The organism is Mesorhizobium sp. M8A.F.Ca.ET.165.01.1.1, from assembly GCF_004792065.1.
Lineage (GTDB): Bacteria > Pseudomonadota > Alphaproteobacteria > Rhizobiales > Rhizobiaceae > Mesorhizobium.
In genome coordinates, this window is sequence record NZ_SRTH01000004.1 from 24,185 (window position 1) to 40,451 (window position 16,267).

Consider the following 16,267-nt stretch of genomic DNA (forward strand, 5'->3'; position numbering starts at 1 on the left):
ATGATATCGGACTGACTGTGTATTAATTTGGGGAGCCGGCCTTGGCCGAAACAAACGATTTTAAAGCAAAACCACCTCCGGGGATCGACGCTATCGGGGCCTCCAGCGAGGGCGCTTCCCTTTACGAGCTGATAAGGGAAGACATCATCGAGGGACGACTCGCCGCCAACGAACGGCTTGTTGTCACCGATCTCGCCCGTCGCCACGGCACCTCGACCAATCCCGTGCGCGAGGCCCTGCAGCTGTTGCGGGGCGAGGGATTCGTCATCTTCTCACCCAACCGCGGGGCGCGTGTAAGGCCCATCGATCAGGACTTCGTCCGCGATATCTACGAGATCGGTGTGCTGATCGAGCCGGCCCTGACGCGATGGTTCGTAAATATGGCTACAGGCGAGGACATCGCCGAGCTCGAACGTATCCAGGCGCTGATTGAAGAGAACAATTTCGCCGACACCTTCAGGCACAGTGAACTGGACACCGCCTTTCACACCGTGATGTACCAGCGGCACTATAACCGCCATGCCGCCGAGCTCTGGTGGAAGCATCGCGAAGTGTTGCGGGCGGTGAGCCGGCGCTTCAATTTCACGCTGGCGCGGCGTGCGGCGATCATTCGCGAGCACCGCGAACTCATCGCGCTCATCAAGGCGGGAGAGGCAGACAAGGCAGCCGAACTCATTTCCCGTCATGTCGAGGGTTCCGGCCGGCATGTTCTCGAACAGATGCGTGCGCGCAACGCCGCCCGGGCCGGATAGGACCAGGGGTCAAGTCTGGAACATCGTGGCTGACCATTGCTGACAAAGGTATTGAAATGAAAATCACGAGCGTTCGGCCGTGGCTGATCAAGTCTGGTGCTTCTTATTGGGGGGAATTCCTGTTCGTCGAGGTGACGACGGACGAGGGGGTGAGTGGCTGGGGAGAGATCACCACCACCACCAAGCTAGCCAACCGCGCGCTCTGCACGATCCTTCGACAGATCGGAGCCGCGGTGACAGGAGAGGACCCGGCGCGCATCGAATACCTCTGGCACAAGATATTCCGCAGCTTCACCTATATGGGCAGCCGTGGCGCCGCGGTCGAATGCGTGAGCGCGATCGATATAGCTCTCTGGGATCTCAGGGGCAAAGTCCTCGGCAAGCCGATCTACGAACTGTTGGGCGGGCCGGTCCGCGATGAAATCGCGCTCTATACCCATCCCAACCAGGCCAAATTCACCAGCAAGGATGCTGTGGTCCGCGAGATCCTGGACATTGTCGAGTCCGGGCACACAGCTCTCAAGTTCGATCCTTTCCCCCACCAGGGTCGCGGTGCCGACGGCGTGTCGCGTGAACAGCGGGACGGCTACCTCGATGGCGGCATGACCCGCAAGGACGAGCGCGAGGCGGCCGAACTCACGGCTCTGATCCGCGAAACGGCAGGCCCTGATGTCGACATCCTTATCGATGCGCATGGCCGCTTCGACGTCCCCACCGCCATTCGCCTCTGTCGCAGCCTCGAGGAAGCCGGCCAGATCGACTGGTTCGAGGAACCTTGCCCGCCCGAGAGCCTTAACGCCCTCAAGCAGGTGCGCGACAAGGTCAGCGCCGCTATCTCGTGGGGCGAGCGCGGCCACACGAAGTGGGATTTCATCCCGGTACTCGAGAACAAGCTCGCCGACTACATCATGCCCGACGTCACCTGGACCGGCGGCATAACCGAACTCAAAAAGATTTCCGCTCTGTGCGAAGCCTATTACATCCCGGTCTCACCCCATGACGCCGCGGGACCGATCAACGTGGTTGCGGGAGCGCAGGTGATGATGACCGTTCCCAATTTCTACAAGCTCGAAACGTCGGAGTGGAATTTGGGCAAGTACGATCATCTTATCGACAGGCCGCTCGACGTTTCGAACGGCAGCCTCAAGCTTTCGTTGAGGCCGGGTCTCGGCATCGAGATGAACCGCGATTACCTGCAAGCCCATGAGATCCAACTGGGCTAGCAACGTCATCGGCAGCATGCGGGGCGACAGGCCCCGCCGACCACAACGAGGATAAGTCATGCCAAAGACGGATGGAGCCGACGAGGCCCTCAACCGGGTCAACACCAACTCGAAGCCGTCCGAGCTTCGCATCACCGACATGCGGGTGGCCGAAATCGTCGGCGCGCCGTTCACCTCGGCGCTGCTCAAGATCTACACCAACCAGGGCATCGTCGGGCTTGGCGAGGTGCGCGACGGCGCAAGCGCCACCTACGCGCTGATGCTGAAGAGCCGGTTGCTTGGCGAGAACCCCTGCGACATCGACCGCTTGTTTCGCCGGATCCAGCAGTTCGGTGGGCATGGCCGGCAGGGTGGCGGCGTCTCGGCGGTCGAAATCGCCCTCTGGGATCTCGCCGGCAAGGCCTATGGCGTCCCCATCTACCAGATGCTTGGGGGACGATTCCGCGACAAGGTACGTGTCTATTGCGATACCGACGCCGAGAAACCGAGCGGCACCGAAACCGGAAAGCGCCTCAAGCAGCGCATGGACCGGGGTTTCACCTTCCTCAAGATGGACCTGGGCTTGATGCAGATCGCCCATGTCCAGGGCGCCGTGGCCGCGCCTGCCGGCGCGCTCGAAGGGTTTCGTGCCAATCCGCGCGGCCGTGGCGGCACGCTCGAGGAGCGCAAGGCCCGCAATCTCGCTTATGACGCGCAGAACGTGCAGCACCCGTTCACGGGCCTGCATTTCACCGAAAAGGGGATCGATCTGCTCGAGCAGTACATCCACGAGGTTCGCGCGGTGATCGGATACGAGATCCCGCTCGCCATCGACCATGTCGGCCACATTTCGCTGCAGGATGGCATACGCCTGTCGCGCCGTATCGAGAAATACGTTCCGGCCTGGCTGGAGGACGTGATCCCCTGGCAATACACCGAGCAGTACCGGCAATTGCAGCAGGCTACCACGGTGCCGATCTGCACGGGCGAGGACATCTACCTCAAGGAAGGCTTCGAGCCGCTGCTCAAGAGCGGCGGCCTCTCGGTCATCCACCCGGATCTGCTCACCAGCGGGGGCATTCTCGAGACCAAGAAGATCGGCGATATGGCGCAGGATCACGGTGTCGCCATGGCGATCCATATGGCCGAAAGTCCGATCGCCGCGATGGCCGCCGCGCATGTCGCCACCGCGACCGAGAACTTCATGGCGCTCGAATACCACTCCGCCGATGTCGACTGGTGGGACGATATCGTCACCGGCCTGCCCAAGCCGCTCGTCAAGGACGGCTTCATCACCGTGCCCGACAAGCCGGGGCTGGGCATAGACGACGTGGTCGACGAGGTGATCAGCCAGCATCTGCAGCCCGGTGTCACGGGGATATGGCAATCCACCGAGCATTGGGACAATGAATATAGCTGGGACCGGACCTGGAGTTAGCCCAGACCCCTTATCCTCATTCCCCCTAGGCTCACAGGGCCAACGACCGACCATTGGTGTCGACCTCTCCCAAGGGCGAGGCCAAGAAAGAAACGGACGAAACCATGATCTACGAACTGCGTATCTATGACTGCCTGCCGGGCAGGCTGCCGGCTTTGCTCAAGCGCTTTTCCGACCAAACGCTGGCCATCTGGGAGAGGCATGGCATCCGCCAAGCCGGGTTTTTCACCACGGCGATCGGCGAAAACAGCAATCGCCTCACCTATTTCCTCGCCTGGGAATCGCTGGCCGAGCGTGAGGCGAAATGGGCGGCTTTCGTCACCGATCCGGCATGGCACAGGGCCCGGGACGAGTCTGAGCGCGACGGGCAGATCGTTGGCAATATCAGCAGCCAGATGCTCACGCCGACAGCTTTCTCGTCTGTGAAATAGGACTGCGCCATGAAGATCACCGACCTTCGCTGTGCCGTTATCGGCAAGCATCCCATCGTTCGCGTCGTAACCGACGAGGGCCTCTATGGACTGGGAGAAGTCGAGTTCACCAAGACCTATCTCAAGCCTTGGGTGCTGCATTTCCGCGAAGCGCTGATCGGCGAGGATCCGACCGACGTCGAGCGGGTCATGTTGAAGATCCGCCAGCGCGGCTCGTTCAAGCCTTATGGCGCGGCGGTCAGTGCTATCGAGCATGCGCTTTGGGACATTGCCGGCAAGGCCGCGGGCGTGCCGGCATACAAACTGCTCGGCGGCAAGGTGCGCGACAAGGTGCGCGTCTATAACGGCTCGATCCGCCAGAAACGCACGGGCGACCGGCCGGAGGACTACGCCGCCGACGTAAAATGGATGATGGAGCAGCCGCAGAACTTCTTCATGGTCAAGCAGGGAATCTCGTTCCATTCCAACATGAAGGACACCGTCGAGGACTTCCATTACGGTGTGACGCAAAAGAAGGCCGGCTATCACGGTGCCATGGATCAGGGCATGATCAGTGAGCGCGGTTTCAACCACATGCTCGACTGCGTGATCGCGATGAAGGAAGTGCTGGGGGACAAGGTCAGCCTGGCGCTCGACTGCGGCCCGGGCTGGATGCTGCCCGACGCGATCAAGTTCGCCCGCGCGGTCGAGAAGTACAATTTGATGTGGCTCGAGGACATGCTGACCGGCGATTACGTGCCGTGGGTCAATCCGCAAGCCTATCGGGAACTGACCACCTCGACCTCGACGCCGATTCATACCGGCGAGCAGATTTACCTCAGGCACAATTTCAAGGAACTGATCGAGACCCAGGCCGTGCGCGTCATCGGCCCGGATCCTGCCGACATCGGCGGCATTGCCGAGCTCAAATGGGTCGCCGAGCACGCCTATATGCACTCGATCCTGATGGCGCCGCACGGCACCGCGAACGGCCTGCTGGGCCTCGGCGCGCTGGTCAATGTCTGCGCCACCTTGCCCGCCAACTACGTGGCGTTCGAATATCCCAGCGCCTCGGACCCCTGGTGGAACGACATCGTCATCGGCCTGCCCAAGCAGATCGTGAAGGACAGCATGGTCGATCTGCTGGAGGCACCGGGGCTCGGCCTCGATATCGATGCCGAAGGGGCCAGGAAGTATTTGCTGGCGGAGGATGCCGGCTTCTTCGATTGATTGGTAGGGCGGCCCTCGATCTCATCGACCGAGGGCTTGCTTCAAAGAAGCGTGGATGCACATCTTGCCGCAACGCAAATCGGCGCATTGTTGAAACGCGCCGATCGAGTCTAATGGTGGCGGATCTCGGTCCCCAGAACCTTCAGACACTCGCGAATGAAGGCGGCTAACGCTGTCCAACCCTTGGCCGACACCATGGTTCCGTCGACATAGGCCTCCGTCGGCGAGAGGTCGATGTAAGTGCCGCCGGCCAACGTCACTTCCGGTTCGCAGGCGGCGAGCGCGCCAACCTTCTTGCCGCGCACGACGCCGTCCACGGCAATCAGGATCTGAACCCCATGGCAGATCGTGAAAATCGGCTTCTGGGTATCGTGGAAGTGGCGCACCATGGCTTGCACCCGTTTGTCGGTGCGGATGTATTCCGGGCCGCGGCCGCCAGCGCAATATACGGCGTGGTATTGATCGAGCTGCTTTTCCGCCTCGGCGAACGTCTTGTTGATCACCTGAAAATGGCCGAGCTTTTCTGTGTAGGTCTGGTCGCCTTCGAAGTCGTGCAGGGAGGTCTTGATGAGGTCTCCGGCCTTCTTGTCCGGGCAGACCACGTGGACGGTGTGGCCGACGGCTTCCATCGCCTGCTGGTATACGAAGATCTCGTACTCCTCGGTGAACTCGCCGGTGAGCATCAATATTTTCTTGCCTGACATAGTCGGTTCCTCCGTCGTGTGAAAAGAGCGGGGCGAACCATGCTGCGCCCGCATTGGCTTTGTCCGTCCTCAGAATGGCGAGTTGGGGGCGTGGTATTCCTCAGTGTTGTGTTTGGCGGTCAGCGGCGCGGACATCGGTTTCGCCTCAATCGAAGGCCGGCAGCAGGCGATCGCGCGAGTGCTCGATGTGGGCGCGCATTGCTTTCGCGGCGGCATCGGGATCGGCTGAGCCGAACGCGGCGAGGATCGCCTCATGCTCGTCCAGCGCCTCCTCGGTGACGCGGGAGTGGTACATCAGGCGGAATATGTGGAAGTGGGTGTGTTGATGACCCAGCGTCTCGCGAATGAGCTCGTTTTCGGCATATTCCATGATCTTGTCGTGGAAAATCGCGTCTTGCCGGGCGAAGTTTGAATAACGCAGGCGCTCGTCCTTGCCTTCGCGGCGCGACATCACGCCTGCCGCCTCAAGCAGTGTGCCGAGTTTGGCCTCGTCCATCGCGGCGGCGGCCTTCGCCGCGCCGTGCGGTTCGAGCAGGAGACGCATTTCGTACAATTCGTCGAAGCGGCGCCGGGTGATCTGCTGTGCGGCGCGGTATCCGATCAGATGCGTTTTCAGAACCAGGCCTTCGCCTTCCAGACGCCCGAGCGCCTCGCGGATCGGCGTATGGGAAACGTCGAATTCCTTGACCAGATTGTCGACGGTGATGCGTGAACCGGGCGCGATCTTCAGCGACATCAGCTGCGCGAAGATGGCCTCGTAAACGTCCTCGGCCAGGCTGCTCGCGCGCTGGATGCGACCCGCTCCCGTGGGCGCCTCACCATTATTGCTCAAACTGACAGGTTGCATCTTTCGCCTCTCGACAGGGGAGACTGCTAACACGAGGGTTTGACCGATGCAATACTATATCCTATACGATTTTATCGGCGCCGTTCAGTTCCCTTCGGTGCGGATTTTGCAATGCGAGTTTCTCCGACACCCCTCAAGGATGCAGCCTGTCATGAGCCTTCTCACAGCCCTCCGGCTCCCACGCGACATTCTATTCGGAAAGGGGCAACGTCATGCACTGCCAGCCGTGGCCGGTCGCCATGGCCGACGCGCCCTGGTCTGCACCGACGAGCGTTTCGCCGGCACGGCGGTGTTTGCCGAAATCATGGAATCCTTGCAGTCAGCGTCGGTCGACGTGCTGGTTCACGACGGTGTCCTCCCTGACGTGCCGCGCGACTCGGTGGCGGTCTGCGTCGAGGAAGCGAGGGGCTTCCGGCCCGACATGGTGATCGGCATCGGCGGCGGCAGCTGTCTCGATTTCGCCAAATGCGCCGCCTTGCTGATCAGCCACGGTGGCGAGCTGCAGGACTACTATGGCGAGTTCAAAGTCCCGGGACCAACGCTGCCGCTCATCGCCATACCGACCACGGCCGGCACAGGATCGGAGGTGACGCCCGTCGCGGTGATATCCGATCCGGACCGGACGCTCAAAGTAGGCATATCGAGCCCCCATCTCATTGCCGCGGTTGCCATCTGCGACCCCGAACTGACAATGACCTGTCCGCGGGGCCTGACCGCGATCGCCGGTGCCGACGCGCTCACCCATGCGATCGAGGCCTTCACGGCCATGCGTCGGGACGGTGACTTCAGCCTGCCGCAGCGCCACGTTTTCATCGGCAAGACGCCGTTGACCGATCATTTCGCGCTGCTGGCCGTCAAACTGCTCGGCCGCAGCCTGGAGAAGGCGTGCGCCGACGGCGATGACGCCGAGGCGCGCGCCGACGTGATGATGGGAGCGCTGGCTGCGGGTTGCGCCTTCGGCACTGCTGGCACGGCGGCGGCGCACGCGGTGCAATACCCGGCCGGCGCGCTCACGCACACGCCGCATGGGCTGGGGGTGGCGACGATGATGCCTTATGTCATGAGCTACAACAGCCGTGTGGCCGCGGCGGAAATCGCCGAGATAGGGATTGCTCTCGGCCTTGAGGCGAACGGTCGTGGCGCCGACGAAATGGCGGAAGCGACCATCGAGGAGATCAGACGCTTGTTCGCCGCGATCGGTATCACTCCGACGCTGGCCGGTCTGGGGCTTCCGGCCGACAGGCTCGACTGGACCGCCGAGCAGGCGCTTGGCATCGATCGTCTGATCAAGAACAACCCGCGCCCATTCGACCTCGCCGCCATGCGCCGCCTTGTCCAGGCGGCCTATGACGGCGATCTCACCGCCTGCGCCATGTGAACGTCAGGAACAAGACGATGAACCTTCCTTACAATGCCTTCCAGCTCGATCAGGATCCCTACGATGTGCGAGGTTTCCCGCACCGGCTCTATATCGGCGGACAATGGCTGCCGTCTGCCGACGGCAGGCTCATCGAGGTCACCGATCCATCCTCCGGGGCGGTGATCGCGGCGGTTCCCGATGCGACCCTGGAGGACGCCACCGCTGCGGTCGAGGCAGCGGCCAAAGCCGCCAAGGGGTGGCGTGAGACCGCGCCACGCAAACGCTCCGAGATTCTCAGGCGCTGTTTCGAACTGATGGTCGAGCGGTCGGAGACGCTTGCCATGCTGATTTCGCTGGAGAACGGCAAGGCCCTGCGCGACGCGCGCGGCGAGGTGGCTTACGCGGCCGAATTCTTCCGCTGGAACGCCGAAGAAGCTGTTCGCATCACCGGTGAGTTTGGCACCGCTCCGTCCGGGACCAACCGGATCGTGGTCGACTACCAGCCGATCGGCATCTGCGTCCTCATCACACCTTGGAATTTCCCTGCCGCGATGGCGACACGCAAGATCGCACCGGCCCTCGCGGCGGGCTGCACGGTCATTTTGAAGCCGGCCAGCGAGACGCCGCTGACGGCCTATGCGCTGGCCGCGCTCTACAGCGAAGCCGGCGTTCCGGACGGTGTCGTGAACGTGCTGACGAGGTCGACCCCAGGCCCCCTGACGTCGGCCATGCTGGCCGATCCGCGCGTCAGGAAGCTCTCCTTCACCGGTTCGACCGGGGTCGGCCGGGCCTTGCTCGCCGAGGCCGCCAAACATGTGATTTCCTGTTCCATGGAACTCGGCGGCAATGCACCCTTCATTGTCTTCGACGATGCTGATCTCGGTGCGGCCCTCGATGGCGCCATGATCGCCAAAATGCGCAATGCCGGCGAAGCCTGTACGGCCGCCAATCGCATCTACGTCCAGTCGGGCATCCACGATGCGTTCGCCGACGGCCTGTCCCGGCGCATGGCCGCGCTCAAGATCGGCGCCGGCACCAAGGCGGACACCGAATGTGGACCCATGATCACCAAGAAAGCGGTCGACAAGATCGACCGGTTGGTCAAGGACGCGGTCAATCGGGGTGCCAAGGTGCTGTGCGGCGGCTCGGTGCTTGAGGGAGATGGTTTTTTCTATCCTCCGACCGTCTTGTCCGAAGTCTCGCCGGACGCTGACATGGCGCATGAAGAAATCTTCGGACCGGTGGCGCCCATCACCCGCTTCGAGAGCGAGGCACAGGCCATCCTCCACGCCAACGACACCGAATACGGCCTTGCCGCTTACCTCTACACCCGCGATGTGGCGCGCGGCATGCGGGTTGCTTCGGAGATCGAGGCCGGCATGATCGGCCTCAACCGCGGCTTGATGTCGGATCCCGCCGCGCCCTTTGGCGGAGTCAAGCAGAGCGGCCTAGGACGGGAAGGGGGCCAGCACCACGGTATCTCCGAGTTCATGGAGGCCAAATACATCGCTGTAACCTTTTGAGCGGACGCCATGTCGAAGGATCCTTTTCGCACCCGCGACCACGTTGCCGATTTCGATGACATCGTGGCCGATATCGTCGCCCGCAGCGCTGCGACGCGGGCTTCGCTGCCTATGCTGGCGGATGTCGCCTATGGTTCGCACGAGGCCGAGCGCCTCGACCTGTTCTTTCCGGAGGGACCGCGCAAGGACCTCCCGGTGCACATCTTCATCCATGGCGGCTATTGGCGCATGTTCACCAAAAGCGATTATTCCTACGTTGCCGAAACGGTCACGAGCGCAGGGGCAATCGCGGTCGTGATCGACTATGCGCTGATGCCTGCCGTCAGGATGGCGGCAATCGTCGACCAGGTCCGGCGCGCGAGGCAATGGGTGCAGGATAATATCGCCAGCCATGGCGGCGATCCCGGTCGGCTAAGCGTCAGTGGCCATTCCGCCGGCGCGCATCTGGCGACCTTTTTGTTCAACGAGGATTCGACACATCCCCCCTCGGCGGCACTTCTGCTCGGCGGCCTGTATGATTTGAAGCCTCTTCAGCATTCCTTCCTCGAGCCTTTGATAGGCTTGACCGACGCGGAAGTTGCGGCATTTTCGCCGATAAGCAAATCCCACTCTTCGCGGACAAAAGTCAGGATGTTGGTCGGCGAGCGGGAAACACAGCCGTTTCACCTGCAAGCCAGATTGTTTGCTGATCGTCTGATAGGGCAGGACCTGAGTGTATCGATGGGCGTGCTCACGGCGCGCAACCACATGGACAGCGTACGTGATTTAGGGCTGCGCGGGACAATCGCGGGCGACTGGCTTCACCACGTCGTCGTGGCCGCATAAATTCGACACGCGGCCCGCGAGAACATCACGGGCCTGCCGTCGCGGCAGCCGTTATGTCGTCTGACTTTCACGGATCGGCGAAACGGTTCGTCCGCAAGCCAAGTATGTGCCCGAAATCAGGAAGATCATTAGCGTTGAATCGAGAATGTCGTGGCCGACAAGGATGCCTGTTAGGCCACCAACAAGGTATACGATGACGGCGACCACTATCATGGTCGCCCCGAACCTCTCTAACGGATCGGCACTGAAGCGAAGAACCCTCGTTGCGTTCCAGATCGCGACGATGAAGATCGCCGCCAATGATAACGCGCCAACAAGTCCGGCCTGCACCAAGGCTGTCAGAAAGCCGTTGTGAAAATGGTTGAAGCCCTGGCTCACCCCAAATTGCTTTTTGAAACCCTGCTGTGAAATCGCCCGGCTGGCGGATATGCCGTGGCCGAAAAATGGCGCTTCGCGAAATGCATCCATCCCAATGTCCCAGAGCCCAACGCGTAGCCCGAGCGGAGTGGAATGATCATCCTTGGTGGCGAGGGCGTTCCAGTCATCGAACAGAAAATGAGTGCGACCTACGATGATTGGAGAGGTGATTGCCGCGGTGAGCAGGCAGCAGGCGACCGCAATCACCAGCAACCGCCTCATATTCGATCGCGTGAATCTCTGGCGATTGATCACAAGGACGGCGACAATGGCGATCAGCAAGGCTACCCAGATCATGCGCGAGCCGGAATAGACGGTCGCTACGGCGCCGGCGAGTACGGCGACGGTGAGTGTCTTCCAGGCTTTCTCTATTCCCGACACAGCGCCCGCAAGGCACATCATCACGGCGAGGCAGGTGACCGTCGCGAACACGATCGGATTTCCAGCCCCTCCTTCGGCTCTCAGCATCCCGATCCAGTAATATTGGACAATGGTCAGCACCAGCGCTCCGGCACATGCTGCCGCGCTGGCCCGCACAGCAATGCGTGCAAGCGTCGCCTTGTCGGTGATGCTCCAGGTCGAATAGGAGATCGGGAACACCAACAAGGTGATCAGCGGCAGGAAGTGCGTGACATCAGCCCGCAGGGTGCCGTTGACGATCGATGCCAGGACCATCGCCGCGCAATAGGCATAGATCGCAAGGGTCATGGCGAGCATCGGCCGGTCGATGTTAAAGCGGCGTCGCCTGGCGACCAGCAACACCACCGACCAGAGCGCTCCACCATGAAATACGAAGCTCACCACCGACCCGAGCACTGGCGGCGAAAAGAAGCAGATGATCGAGAAGCCACGGTTGACCTGTTCTGCCGTCAGGTGGCGCCGTAGCGATGTAAACGAGTTCAATGCCTTGCTTCGCAATGTTCCGGGTCGCGTGCGAATCGTTCGAACGATCCTTGCTCACCCGTGCTTCGCCCCTGTCCTCGAACCCGTATAGCTGCTTGCTCAGGTATCTGATAGTGCGGGACCGTCTCGCTCCCGATCCGGCTGCGCGAGTGAAAAAAACTGGCCCTGATGCCTGTTCAGGCAGCGACCGCCGATGAAGCTCCCTGGGTTCCTTCCTGCCAGGATTGGAACATCAAGACGTCCCAAAGCAGATACTGATTGTTACGGTGTCCGGAGAGGTGTTCAGACCACGCGCGCCGGATTGCATCGGCTCGAAAGAACCCGTCTTCCCGCAATCGGCGCTCGTCGAGCAGCGCCTCCGCCCATTCGCGAAGCGCGCCGCGCAGCCAGGTGTCGATGGGCACGCCGAAGCCCATTTTCGGACGTTCGACGAGCGCTTTCGGAACATGTCGATAAAGCAGTTGCCTGAGCGGCCACTTTGTCTGGTCGCCGGCTCGCAGGATGGAAAGCGGCAGCGAAAGTGCAAAGCCTATCAGCCGGTGGTCAAGCAGCGGCACGCGGGTCTCGAGGCTGACTGCCATTGCCGCGCGATCAACCTTTACCAGGATGTCGTCCGGCAAATAGCTCATCATATCGATGTACATCATCCGCTCGACGTTGCCCGGCAGCGCTGGAAGCGCCTCCAATCCCGTCAGCATGGTGGGCGGCTCGTCCGCATCCGGGATGATTTCGGTCGCTTCCCAATGCGAGCAGAGGCGGCGGTAGACATCGTCCATTGTTCGCAATGAAAGAACCGACGCCGCCTTGTGGATCTTGTCGCCGACGCGCTCGCGGCGCAGGCGCTGCGGCAGAAGCGGCATGATCCCACCCGCGACATTGTTGTAGAGACCGGGCGAGGGCAGTGTCGCCAGGCTGGCCGACGCGCGGCGCAGCCCCATCGGGACGCGGGAAAGCTTGTTCCATAACGCATCGGCGAGTGCGTAGCGCGTGTAGCCGGAGAACAGCTCGTCGCCGCCATCGCCCGACAACGCCACGGTAACGCTGCCACGCGCCAGTTTGGAGACGAGGAATGTCGGGATTTGCGAGGAGTCGGAGAAGGGCTCACAATAAATGCCGGGCAGATTGGGCACAACCTCTAGCGCGTCCCGCTCGCTGAGATAAAGTTCCGTATGGTCGGTGCCAAGGTGGCGCGCGACTTCCTTGGCATGGCCCGCCTCGTTGTAGCCGACTTCGTCAAATCCGATCGTGAAGGTCCGTACCGGTCGCGAACTGATCGACTGCATGACCGCCACGATGGCGGAAGAATCGATGCCGCCCGAGAGGAAGGCGCCGAGCGGCACGTCAGCGATCATCTGCCCTCCGAGGGCGCGGCGAAGATGACGTTCGAGTTCGTCAACCGCCTCTTCGGGGCTCCCTTGAAAAGGGTCGCGCTGGCCTTGTTCAGCGGCTTCCCTGGCGCTCCAATAGCTCTCGACATGTGGCTCACGCATCGGGTCGGAAAGGACGAGGAGATGGCCGGGTCTTAATTTGCGAATGCCTTGGTAAATGCTGTAAGGCGCGGGGATGTAATTGTGGCGCATCAGCAAAGCCAGCGCATTCCGGTCAATGTCCGGGCGCCAATCCGGCAGCGGTTGAAAGGCCTTGAGTTCCGAAGCAAACGCGAAGGCCTTGCCGATCCGGCCATAATATAACGGCTTTTCCCCCAGGCGATCACGTCCGAGAACGAGCGTTCTCTCCTTGCGGTCCCACAAGCCGAAAGCAAACATGCCGACAGCCAGTCCAAGCGCTTTGTTGGTTCCAAGCTCCTCGATTGCAGCCAGAAAGGTCTCGGTGTCGGAATGACCGCGCCATGCATGAGCGCCGAAGTCCCGATCGAGATGCGTCCGCATCTCGCCGTGATTGTAGATTTCTCCATTGAAGACGATGACATAGCGACCGCTGTGCGAAATCATCGGCTGCGCGCCGGCCGATGACAGGTCGATGATTGCCAGTCGGCGCTGACTGAGCGCGACCCCGGCCTCGGCGTCAGTCCAGATGCCGTCGCCATCCGGTCCGCGATGCCGGATCATGTCCGCCATGCGGCGCACGCTGAAGGGGCCGCTGCTTGTCGCGGCCGCTCCACCCACAATGCCGACGATACCGCACATCCGGCGTTACTCTCCAATGACCAGGCTCGGTTCTTTCTCTCTCTGCCGCGAAATCAGAGGAGGGAACCAGCGGCTATAAATCCATTCGCTCGAAACACCATTCACCACAGCCGGTGCCGAAGAGGCCAATCCCAGGCACTGCATTGAAGCGCCGCTTCGTGCGAAACCCAAGTTTTTCGACTGACGTCTCCAACTCTTCGGCCGAGGTGGATTGATAGGGATAGCCGCCTAGCCAGTCGTCGACATCCGCCAGGAATTCCATGCCTCGGCGCGCGCGATAGTTCTTTACAAACGAGATCGTGTCCCGATGGCGCAGCGTTCTCGCCGACATGTAGGCCGAGACAAACAGCGCTTTGACCGGAGGCCGCAGCCAGCGATGAGAGGAGTAGAGCCTTTTTTCGACCGTCCACAGTCCGCAAAGTGGCGTTTTCAGGTAGATCGCAATGCCAAATCTTCCGCCGTGACCAACGAGGCCGGCTGCGTTGCTGATCGCCGCCCACATGTCGCCCGTGTGATGCAGGACGCCCCACGAGTAGACGACATCGAACGTCCCGGTCGGAAGCGACGCCCTGTCGAGGATATCGGCACGCTCCACGCTCCATTCGGCTTCCGGCGCGAAGCGAGAAAGCACGGCCTTGGTCGTTTCGACACAACCCGGATCATAGTCAACGGCGTGAACCTTCGCTGCCCCCAGCCGAAGAGCGGCCGCTGAATGCAGGCCCGATCCGCAGCCCATGTCGAGAAATGTCTTCCCCTCCAGATCGCCCACCAGGCGGCGAAGATCCTCGCAAGCCCGATCCAGATGCTCGTCCTCGAAGCGCGCGGCAAGCTCGGACCAGTTGCGGCCGAAATCATAACGCGCGTTCATAAGCTTCCCACCGTCGCCCTTTCCGAATGACCGAAGCCTTAGCTGATGCCAGATAGAAGTCCCGAAACGAATGCGTTCAGCCGGTCGAGCCACGCCCGCCTCTTGTGGAGATGGAATCCTCTAAGACCGGCTGCGTCGGTGGTCAGAATCGGCCTGCTTAACCTCACGGTAGATCCCAGTGTTGAATTCAGGCCGAGCCTTACAGACTCCAATACTTTAAATTGTCAGGGATTTCATTCGGCTTGATGGCAGACTTGATGTCGAACAGCGTCCCGCCCTGCTTGATCATTTGAAAAAGACGCGCTCTCTCACTGGTGAGATAGACGTTGTGCGGTACCGCCAAGACAAGCGCCTGCAAATCGCTTATCTCATCGAGCGGCAGGATCGTTTCGCCGTGATCGCGTCGAGCGGATTCGGCGTCGGCAAGGGGATCGTGAAGCTTGGGCACGATGCCGAACTGTCTCAGTTCCTTGACCATGTCGAACACACGGCTGTTGCGCAAATCCGGAACGTCCTCCTTGAAGGTCAGTCCGAGAATGCCGACGGAAGCTCCTTTGACTGATATGTCCGAGCGGATCAACTGTTTGACGACTTGCTGGGCAACGAAGGCTCCCATGCCGTCGTTGATGCGGCGTCCGGCGAGGATAATCTGCGGATGGTAGCCTTCGGCCTCCGCCTTGGCAGTCAGATAATACGGATCGACGCTGATGCAGTGACCGCCGACGAAGCCCGGCTTGAAGGGGAGGAAGTTCCATTTTGTCGATGCGGCATCAATGACATCCTGCGTGCGGATCTCAAGCCGTTCAAAGATCATTGCCAGTTCATTCATCAGCGCGATGTTGAGGTCGCGCTGTGTGTTCTCGATGACCTTCGCCGCTTCGGCCACCTTGATCGACGGCGCGCGGTAGACGCCGGCATCGATGATGCTCCCATAGACGCTGGCTACGCGCTCCAGCGTCTCTGCGTTCTCACCGGAGACGACTTTGATGATCCGCCGCAGCGAGTGTTCCCGATCGCCTGGGTTCGCCCTTTCAGGCGAATAGCCGAGCGCGAAGTCATGAGGATGCCGCAGGCCGGATATATGCTCGATGATCGGCCCGCAAAATTCCTCGGTCACGCCTGGATAGACCGTCGATTCGAAAACGACGACGGCGCCTTTGCTCACCGCTTCACCGACAAGCTCCGATGCCAGTTTCAAAGGCGAAAGATCGGGAGCACGGTTGATGTCGATAGGCGTTGGCACGGCAACGATGAAGAAAGTCGCGCCCTTCAACATCTCTCGGTCGGTCGTAAGCGCGATCGAGGATTCCTTGATCGCCGCCGTGTCGACCTCTCCGGTGCGATCGACGCCGCGACGCAATTCCTCAATCCGGCTTTCGCTTATATCGAAAGCAATGGTGCCCGGGAAAACCTTCCCAAACGCGACGGCTACCGGCAGGCCGACATATCCCAGACCGATAACGGCGATGCGTTCGGACATCGGCGGAGTTCCTAAGTCACTTATGTCCAGCGCTTGTATGGCAGGCTGCACGCCAATTCAACGATGTGTAGTTGCGAAGTGGGAACTCTCCACTCAAAATAGCGCCTGATCGATGCGCGTGCCGCCATCGTCTCGTGGCGCTCGATGTTGTGGATAAGATG

General features: G+C 61.1%; 14 protein-coding genes. 8 read left to right on the forward strand and 6 right to left on the reverse strand.

Features of this window, described 5'->3' with window-relative positions; translation table 11 throughout:
* Window positions 1-41: 41 nt before the first annotated feature.
* From EN808_RS13405 to EN808_RS13425, 5 genes are all read left to right on the forward strand, one after another.
* Window positions 42-752 carry a GntR family transcriptional regulator gene (locus tag EN808_RS13405; RefSeq protein ID WP_127275487.1) on the forward strand — a complete coding sequence of 237 codons (711 nt, stop codon included), beginning with the start codon at window positions 42-44 and terminating at the stop codon, window positions 750-752.
* Between the two features lie 56 nt (window positions 753-808).
* Window positions 809-1,975 (forward strand): mandelate racemase/muconate lactonizing enzyme family protein, encoded by a 1,167-nt coding sequence (locus EN808_RS13410; protein WP_127870437.1) that lies wholly within the window; start codon window positions 809-811, stop codon window positions 1,973-1,975.
* Between the two features lie 58 nt (window positions 1,976-2,033).
* On the forward strand, window positions 2,034-3,392 hold the full coding sequence (locus EN808_RS13415; RefSeq protein WP_135916041.1) for a mandelate racemase/muconate lactonizing enzyme family protein: 1,359 nt from the start codon (window positions 2,034-2,036) through the stop codon (window positions 3,390-3,392).
* 104 nt (window positions 3,393-3,496) lie between these two features.
* Entirely contained in the window at window positions 3,497-3,823 is a 327-nt protein-coding gene (locus tag EN808_RS13420; RefSeq protein ID WP_135916042.1) for an NIPSNAP family protein, read from the forward strand.
* Window positions 3,824-3,832: 9 nt separating this feature from the next.
* Window positions 3,833-5,032: a mandelate racemase/muconate lactonizing enzyme family protein gene (locus EN808_RS13425; protein ID WP_135916043.1), complete on the forward strand. Its 1,200-nt coding sequence runs from the start codon at window positions 3,833-3,835 to the stop codon at window positions 5,030-5,032.
* Window positions 5,033-5,142: 110 nt separating this feature from the next.
* Here the strand turns inward: EN808_RS13425 and EN808_RS13430 are convergent, their stop codons facing one another.
* Window positions 5,143-5,736 carry a DJ-1/PfpI family protein gene (locus EN808_RS13430; protein WP_135916044.1) on the reverse strand — a complete coding sequence of 198 codons (594 nt, stop codon included), beginning with the start codon at window positions 5,734-5,736 and terminating at the stop codon, window positions 5,143-5,145.
* Window positions 5,737-5,881: 145 nt separating this feature from the next.
* Window positions 5,882-6,583, reverse strand: a complete 702-nt coding sequence (locus EN808_RS13435) for a GntR family transcriptional regulator (protein WP_135916045.1) — start codon at window positions 6,581-6,583, stop codon at window positions 5,882-5,884.
* A 151-nt stretch (window positions 6,584-6,734) separates the two neighbouring features.
* On the opposite strand from EN808_RS13435, the gene EN808_RS13440 reads away from it, so the two are divergent.
* The 3 genes from EN808_RS13440 (at window position 6,735) to EN808_RS13450 (ending at window position 10,291) form a co-directional block, all read left to right on the forward strand.
* Window positions 6,735-7,961 (forward strand): iron-containing alcohol dehydrogenase, encoded by a 1,227-nt coding sequence (locus tag EN808_RS13440; RefSeq protein ID WP_135916046.1) that lies wholly within the window; start codon window positions 6,735-6,737, stop codon window positions 7,959-7,961.
* A gap of 17 nt (window positions 7,962-7,978) precedes the next feature.
* The gene (locus EN808_RS13445) at window positions 7,979-9,466 is read left to right on the forward strand and encodes an NAD-dependent succinate-semialdehyde dehydrogenase (protein WP_135916047.1); all 1,488 of its coding nucleotides are present in this window, start codon (window positions 7,979-7,981) and stop codon (window positions 9,464-9,466) included.
* 63 nt (window positions 9,467-9,529) lie between these two features.
* On the forward strand, window positions 9,530-10,291 hold the full coding sequence (locus EN808_RS13450; protein ID WP_348629800.1) for an alpha/beta hydrolase: 762 nt from the start codon (window positions 9,530-9,532) through the stop codon (window positions 10,289-10,291).
* A gap of 51 nt (window positions 10,292-10,342) precedes the next feature.
* Here EN808_RS13450 and EN808_RS13455 read toward each other — a convergent pair whose 3' ends face one another.
* The 4 genes from EN808_RS13455 to EN808_RS13470 all read right to left on the reverse strand — a co-directional run bounded on the left by EN808_RS13455 (window position 10,343) and on the right by EN808_RS13470 (window position 16,106).
* The gene (locus tag EN808_RS13455; RefSeq protein ID WP_135916048.1) at window positions 10,343-11,611 is read right to left on the reverse strand and encodes an O-antigen ligase; all 1,269 of its coding nucleotides are present in this window, start codon (window positions 11,609-11,611) and stop codon (window positions 10,343-10,345) included.
* A 176-nt stretch (window positions 11,612-11,787) separates the two neighbouring features.
* The gene (gene asnB, locus EN808_RS13460; RefSeq protein ID WP_135916049.1) at window positions 11,788-13,758 is read right to left on the reverse strand and encodes an asparagine synthase (glutamine-hydrolyzing); all 1,971 of its coding nucleotides are present in this window, start codon (window positions 13,756-13,758) and stop codon (window positions 11,788-11,790) included.
* Between the two features lie 73 nt (window positions 13,759-13,831).
* Entirely contained in the window at window positions 13,832-14,626 is a 795-nt protein-coding gene (locus EN808_RS13465; RefSeq protein WP_127275382.1) for a class I SAM-dependent methyltransferase, read from the reverse strand.
* Between the two features lie 199 nt (window positions 14,627-14,825).
* Window positions 14,826-16,106: a nucleotide sugar dehydrogenase gene (locus EN808_RS13470; RefSeq protein WP_127275383.1), complete on the reverse strand. Its 1,281-nt coding sequence runs from the start codon at window positions 16,104-16,106 to the stop codon at window positions 14,826-14,828.
* Window positions 16,107-16,267: the final 161 nt, after the last annotated feature.